This is a genomic window from Clostridium sp. (genome assembly GCF_016650095.1).
Classification (GTDB): domain Bacteria; phylum Bacillota; class Clostridia; order Clostridiales; family Clostridiaceae; genus Clostridium_AD.
In genome coordinates this window covers 1-6,919 of record NZ_JAENWL010000189.1, presented here as the reverse complement: position 1 = coordinate 6,919, position 6,919 = coordinate 1, and the positions used below count along the sequence as shown (strand labels likewise).

General features: G+C 30.6%; 6 protein-coding genes. All 6 read left to right on the top strand.

What is annotated here, in order from left to right; translation table 11 throughout:
* Positions 1 to 309: 309 nt before the first annotated feature.
* On the top strand, positions 310 to 474 hold the full coding sequence (locus JJE11_RS11620) for a zinc-ribbon domain-containing protein (protein ID WP_291635755.1): 165 nt from the start codon (positions 310 to 312) through the stop codon (positions 472 to 474).
* A gap of 175 nt (positions 475 to 649) precedes the next feature.
* The gene (locus JJE11_RS11615) at positions 650 to 3,412 is read left to right on the top strand and encodes an EAL domain-containing protein (protein ID WP_291635753.1); all 2,763 of its coding nucleotides are present in this window, start codon (positions 650 to 652) and stop codon (positions 3,410 to 3,412) included.
* Between the two features lie 242 nt (positions 3,413 to 3,654).
* Positions 3,655 to 4,299, top strand: a complete 645-nt coding sequence (locus tag JJE11_RS11610; protein ID WP_291635751.1) for a TetR/AcrR family transcriptional regulator — start codon at positions 3,655 to 3,657, stop codon at positions 4,297 to 4,299.
* A 1-nt stretch (position 4,300) separates the two neighbouring features.
* Positions 4,301 to 5,053, top strand: a complete 753-nt coding sequence (locus JJE11_RS11605; protein WP_291635750.1) for a biotin/lipoyl-binding protein — start codon at positions 4,301 to 4,303, stop codon at positions 5,051 to 5,053.
* Position 5,054: 1 nt separating this feature from the next.
* A complete protein-coding gene (locus JJE11_RS11600) occupies positions 5,055 to 5,837 on the top strand; it encodes an ABC transporter ATP-binding protein (RefSeq protein ID WP_291635748.1) in 783 nt (260 codons plus the stop codon).
* A gap of 6 nt (positions 5,838 to 5,843) precedes the next feature.
* The coding region (locus JJE11_RS11595; RefSeq protein ID WP_291635746.1) for an ABC transporter permease at positions 5,844 to 6,919 on the top strand (1,076 nt) is incomplete at its 3' end.

Genomic DNA, 6,919 nt, shown 5'->3' with positions numbered 1-6,919 from the left:
CCTCAAATGGAAGATAGAAATCAGCTTACAAAATTAAAAGGATAAACAGTATGTATATATAAAGAACTAGAATTAATAAGAAGATAGGAAATTTGATAATAAATCAAGAGAATAATTGAGAATAATTGTTAAAAAATAATGAAAAATATATTGCGTTTTACTAATGTATATGCTAACATACATCTGTACTAACTGTTTAATTGCAGTTGAGACTGAGATTAAACTAGATAACAACATATCCTCTTTTTAGAATATAATTGTTAATCGGTTGTTAGATCTTAATATTTAGAAAAAGGAGGAATGTTTAAAATGGCAGATAAAACTTTAGTTTGTAAAGACTGTTCTAAAGACTTCGTATTCACTGAAGGAGAACAAGAATTCTACAAAGAAAAAGGATTCGAAAATGAGCCTCAAAGATGTGTTGATTGCAGAAGAGCAAGAAAACAACAAAACGACAGAGGATTTAGAAGATAATAAAAAGATTATTATTAACCTTATAGGATGAATCCTGTAAGGTTAATTTTTTTTATTAATCATATATTCATCTAGCTTTTTTTTGTAGAGAATTATATTAAATGTTCCCACGAGTGGAAAATATAGTATAATGATTATTGTGATATAGTATACTAATCATTAAGGAGGGGACTAAATGATTAAAAAGAAAAGTAAAGCTTGGTATTTAAAAATAAATTCATTGAAGTATTTTGCTATTATATTTTTGCCACTACTGATAATTTTAATATCGGCATTGTTTTTGGTTAATAATTGGCAAATTCAAAAGGACAAGCAAATACTTATGGAGAGAGAAATTACCATAGGGAAAATTAATAAATTAAATATCCAAACTATTTTTAACTCTGTAACCTCAGATTTGAAAGTTATAAAGGATTCAGCCGCACTTAATGATTATGTTAATAATCCTACAAATCAGACGCTTACTGAGGTAAATAAATTGTTTATGAGATTTAGTAAAAATAAAACAATTTACGATCAGTTGAGACTGATAAATATAAATGGCATGGAGATAGCTAGAGTAAATTATAATGATGGGAATGCATATATAGCTTCCGAAAAACAACTTCAAAATAAAAGTGATAAGGATTATTTTAAGGGGATATCAAATTTGAAACCCGAAGAAATATATATTTCACAATTTAATTTAAATACTGAAAACGGGAAAATTGAGGATCCTATTAAACCAACTATACGTTTTGGCGTGCCCATATTAAAAGGTAATGGTGAAAAGTTTGGTGTATTGATTTTTAACTATTTAGGTAAAAATGTATTAGATATAATTGATGAGAACATTAAACAAAATAGCAATTTTAGTATTGAATTATTAAATTCAGAAGGGTACTTTCTAAGAAGTATAGATGGAAAAAACAATTGGAATTTTATGTATAATAAAAAAAATAGCATTTCCTTTAAAAGTGAAAATAAAGATATGTGGGATATTATAAGTCACAATGAATCCGGACATCTAGAAAATAAAAAAAACATATCTTACTATGATACAGTATATCCACTTTCTTATATTAGAGAAGAAAAGGACACTAACTTCACGCAGAGCATAGGGTACACATACTGGAAGACTATCATTAGCTATCCTAGGGAGGAATTTAGTTTTATAAAGAGTTTAAGGGCTAATGGCTTTTTAGGAATGGGTTATATATTCCTTATAATCATACTATTATGTTCTATCATGGTTACTTATATAATTTTAAAAAGGCAAGAAACTTTAAAAAGAGTAAAGGCAGCAGGTAATGTTTTTGATAATTCAAAGGAAGCTATATTAATTACAGACGCAGAAACTCGTATTATATATGTAAATAAAGCTTTTATGAATATTACTGGGTATAAAGAAGAAGAAGTTTTAAATGTAAAAACCTCTGCTTTTAAATCAGGAAAGCATGACAGGGAATTCTATAAAAATATGTGGGAAGCTATAGTAACATATGGGAATTGGAAAGGTGAAATCTGGGACAGAAAGAAAAGTGGAAAACTTTATTCTAAATGGTTAAGTATAGTCGCAATAAAAGGTGATAATGATAAGGAAATACAATATGTAGGTATTTTCGAAGATTTAACTTTATTAAAAGAAAAAGAAGAAAGTATTAATATTTTAAAAAATTATGATCAGCTTACGTCACTGCCTAATTTATCCCTAATGAAACAATTAATCCATGAAGAAATTAGTGGAAACTCTATTAGAGTGGATTATAAGTATACTTTGATATCATTAACAATTACAAATTACGACATTGTAAAGAATGGATTAGGTTTAAAAAAAGCCGATTATTTAATAATAACTACGCTAAAAAGAATAAAAAATCATATGGAGGATAAATTTATTATAGGTTCTCCAGGAAAAAATGAATTTATGATTCTTTTAGAAAGTAATAAAGATGATAAAATTATATTGGAATTTGTTAATAATGTCTTAAATGAATTCAAAAATCCTTTTATAATAGAAGACATAGAAATACAGGTTCAATTAGCTATTGGAGTTGCAAGTTATGATGATTATTCAGAAAGTATAGAAATGTTAATTGAAAATGCTAATGTAGCAAAGGCATATGCAGCGGAGGAAGCTGAAAGTAACGTGAAGTTTTATAACACTGATTTAAAGTATAAATATCTAGAAAATATCAAAATGAAACAACTACTAAGAGGAGCATTACAATTAGGTGAAATATACTTAACTTATCAGCCTCAAGTGGATTTGGAATCTGGTGAAATAGTGGGAGCAGAGGCTTTAATAAGATGGGAAAGCCCAGAATTTGGGAATATATCACCTGTTAGATTTATTCCGATTGCAGAAGAAACAGGACTTATACTACCGATAGGGGAATGGGTTTTAGATGAGGCTTTAAGACAAAACAAAATGTGGCGAGAGCAAAACCTTAAACCTATTTTAATGTCAGTAAATATTTCTCCTGTGCAATTCAAAAGAGTAGATGTTTTTAAAATTATACAGGAGATGTTACAGAAGCATGATTCAAAAGGTGAATCATTAGAAATAGAGATTACCGAGGGCTTACTTCTTGATAATGATCCTAATTTAATGGCACAGCTAGATAATATTAATAATATAGGGGTAAGACTTGCAATGGATGATTTTGGTACAGGATATTCTTCATTGAGTTATTTAAGAAAATTTAAATTCGATAAGATAAAGATAGATAGGGAATTCGTTAAAGACTATCCCGAAAGTGATGACGGTACCATTGCAAAAACAATTATAAACTTATCTAAGAGTTTAGACATTATAGTTATAGCTGAGGGTGCAGAAACCCAGAAACAAATTGATTTTTTAAGAAAAAATAAATGCGACCAAATTCAAGGGTATTATTATAGTCCCCCAGTATTACCAGAGGAATTTGAAAAGCTACTCAGGAAAGGGCAGTTCTAAGATAAATAACAATGAAGGAAAATTGAAAATATTAAAAACATTAGAACCCCCCAAACTCTTAAGTAATTAAGTGTTTGGGGGGTTCTATTAACTAAGAGTAGAGGAATATTACGGACAATCAAGCTCATTAAAGAAAAAGTTCTTGATTAGTTCAGAAGGGAATTTGTAGTTCTACTGAAGTTTTATCTTTACATAGAAGATTTGATGGAATATAATAAGTGAGTAATCACTCATTATATATTATGATGGAAGGAAGAAGAGAAATGGTTAGAGAAAGCAAAGAAGAAAAGATACTTGAATCTGCAATAAAGCTCTTTTCGAAAAAGGGTTTTAGTGCAACAACTACTAGTGAAATTGCAAAAGGGGCGGGTGTAGCTGAGGGAACAGTTTTTAGGTACTATAAAACAAAAAAACAGATTTTAGCTAAAGTTATGAGTAAACTTATTGAGGTTATGGGTGAGGAACTTATAGCAAATCCTGTTGGAGAAATTTTAAATGAAAATAAAGACAAAGATGATAAGGATATATTAAAAATATTGCTTATGGATAGGATGAAAGTGTTCAATAGATATTGGGATATTATACAAGTTATTATTACTGAAATTCAGTTTCACGAGGATATAAGAGAAATCTTTGTTAAAAATATAGTATTTAAGGGTAAGGATGTATTAGGAGAATTTATTGAAAGTGGAATTTTAAAGGGGCGATTTAAAAACTTTGATTCAATAGTGGTTAGCAGAGCCTTACTAGGTACTTTTATGGCTTATATAATTCAAAAGAAATTTATGGGTACAAACAAACAAATTCAAAATGAGCAAGAAGTGGATCAAATAATAGAGTTATTTTTAAATGGACTTGCGGTAAATAAAATTCAGAAGGAGAAATAAAATGAGAAAAATCAGTTTGACATTGATGAGTTTATTAGCGATTTTCATCTTTACAGGATGTAATTCATCTAAAGGAGGAGAGGATAATAGATATACCGCAACTGTAGAGTGTGATAGCTACAATATCTCAACAGAAATAGGTGGCAAGCTAAGCCTTATAAATTTAGTACAAGGACAAGAAGTTAAGCAAGGACAAAAGATTGCCAAGATTGAAACAAAGCTTTATGAACTACAAAAGAAACAAGCTGAAATAGGTTTAAATTTTGCAAAGCTTAAAAAGGAGGCATTACCTAGTAATGCTAAGGATAATATGATAAAGCAAGCTGATAATGGGATTGAGGCATCACAAAATTCTGTTGATTTAGCTCAACTTCAAATAGATAAGACTGATATAAAGAGTGAATTTAATGGTGTAATTACAGAAATTTTTGTAAACAGAGGCGAAATGGTAACGCCAGGAATGAATATTTCCAAGGTAATAAATAATAAGGAAAAGTTTGCAGAAATATTTGTTGAGGAATCAAAAAGAAATCAAATTAAACTCGGACAAGAGTTAGGTATTTATTATAACTATAAGGAAATAGGCAAAGGGAAAATAACTTTTATATCACCGGTGTCAGAGTTTACGCCTAAAAATACGGAAACAAAATCAGAGAAAGAAAAGACTGTGTTTCAAGTTAAAATTTCACTAGTAGACAATGAAAACATTGTGCCAGGGATGATGGTAGACGTTTTATTGAAAGCTGGTGTTTAAAATGGATATGGCAGTTGAAGTAAATAATCTTACAAAAAAATTTGGAGAGTTTGCTGCTGTTAGTAATGTTAGCTTTAATATACCCAAGGGAAAAATATTTGGGTTTTTAGGACCTAATGGTTCGGGTAAATCCACTACTATTAGAATGCTCTGTGGGGTTTTAACTCCAACTAGTGGAAATGCTAAGGTTTTAGGGTACGATGTTTTTAAAGATGGAGAAAAAATAAAACAAAACATAGGTTATATGTCTCAAAAATTCAGCTTATATGAGGATTTAACCGTGAATGAAAATCTAGATTTTTATGCAGGAATATACGGTCTAAGTAAAAAAGAAAGAGATGATAGAAAAAAAGGAATAATAAAGATGGCAGGTCTTGTAGGGCGTGAAAAAAATATGACTAAAAATCTTTCGGGAGGTTGGAAACAGCGTCTTGCTCTAGGCTGTGCACTTATTCATAAACCTAAACTCTTGGTTTTAGATGAGCCTACAGCTGGAGTTGATCCAGTTTCAAGAAGGGTGTTTTGGCAAATAATCTCTTCACTTGCAAAGCAGGGGATTACAGTGCTCGTTACAACACACTACATGGATGAGGCAGCCAGTTGTGATATGTTAAGCTTTATTTTTAATAGTAGAATCATTGCCAGTGGTACACCAAAGGAACTAATAGAAAAAGAAGGGGTCAATAATTTAGAGGATGTCTTTATAAAATACGTTGAAAGAGAGAGCAATGAAAAAATTGAAAGCTCCTTTGAAGATGTTAAATTTGCTCTAGGAGAGGAGTAATAAGCTATGAATATGCAACGATTTGTTTCAATAGTTAAAAAGGAATTTATACAAATTAAAAGAGATAAAGCTAGTTTCGGAATTGCAATTATGATGCCTATAGTTATGATGGTACTTTTTGGATATGCTGTAACTACAGAGCTGGATAATATATCTACAGTAGTTTTAGATCAAAATCATACTAAAGAGAGTAGAGAATTTATAAAAAGTTTCGAAAATACAGGATATTTTAATATAACAAGTGAAGAAAATAACATAGAAAAAATTCAGGGTAAAATGGATAGTGGACTCGTTCATGCAGCTATAATAATTCCTCCAGATTATAGTAATAAGATACTAGAAGGGGAAAAACCGGCAGTACAATTTCTAATAGATGGTTCAGATCCAACTACTGCTAGAACTGTGTTTAGCAGTGGGGTTTTAACTGGGGAAAGGTATGGTCTTAAGTTTTGGAGTGATAGCATGGAAAAGTATCCAAGTAAAGCCACTATCGGAGGAGTAGAGGTTAATACAAGAGTACTCTATAACCCAAGTTTAAGGAACCAAAACTTTGTAATTCCGGGTCTTGTGGGACTCGTAATGCAAAATATAACTATACTATTAACAGCCTTCGCATTAGTTAGAGAAAGGGAACGAGGAACTATAGAGCAGTTAATGGTTTCGCCAGTAACTGCTCCAGAATTAATTTTAGGAAAACTTGTACCTTACATTGTCATTGGATTTTTGGATTTTATTTTTGCACTAGTATTAGGTATCGGCTGGTTCTCTGTACCCGTTATGGGAAGTTTGCCTCTGTTATTATTTTTAGGCTTAGGATTTGTTATTTGCGCACTAGCTATAGGTATTTTAATATCCACTGCTGCAAAAACCCAACTTCAAGCAATGCAGCTTAGTTTCCTAGTGCTACTTCCAAGTATTCTTTTGTCTGGTTTCATTTTCCCAACCGAGTCAATGCCAAAAGTAGTTCAGCTTTTAGGGAGTATTATACCGCTTACTTATTTCTTGAATATTTTAAGAGGTATAGTACTCAAGGGAGTAGGTATGGAAGTGTTGTTTAAGGATGTGTTTATTCTATTTTCTAT

Excerpts from the sequence above, each read along its gene's own strand:
- JJE11_RS11610 (WP_291635751.1), top strand. The coding sequence starts at position 3,655 with ATGATGGAAGGAAGAAGAGAAATGGTTAGAGAAAGCAAAGAAGAAAAG.
- JJE11_RS11620 (WP_291635755.1), top strand. The coding sequence starts at position 310 with ATGGCAGATAAAACTTTAGTTTGTAAAGACTGTTCTAAAGACTTCGTA.
- JJE11_RS11600 (WP_291635748.1), top strand. The coding sequence starts at position 5,055 with ATGGATATGGCAGTTGAAGTAAATAATCTTACAAAAAAATTTGGAGAG.
- JJE11_RS11615 (WP_291635753.1), top strand. The coding sequence starts at position 650 with ATGATTAAAAAGAAAAGTAAAGCTTGGTATTTAAAAATAAATTCATTG.
- JJE11_RS11605 (WP_291635750.1), top strand. The coding sequence starts at position 4,301 with ATGAGAAAAATCAGTTTGACATTGATGAGTTTATTAGCGATTTTCATC.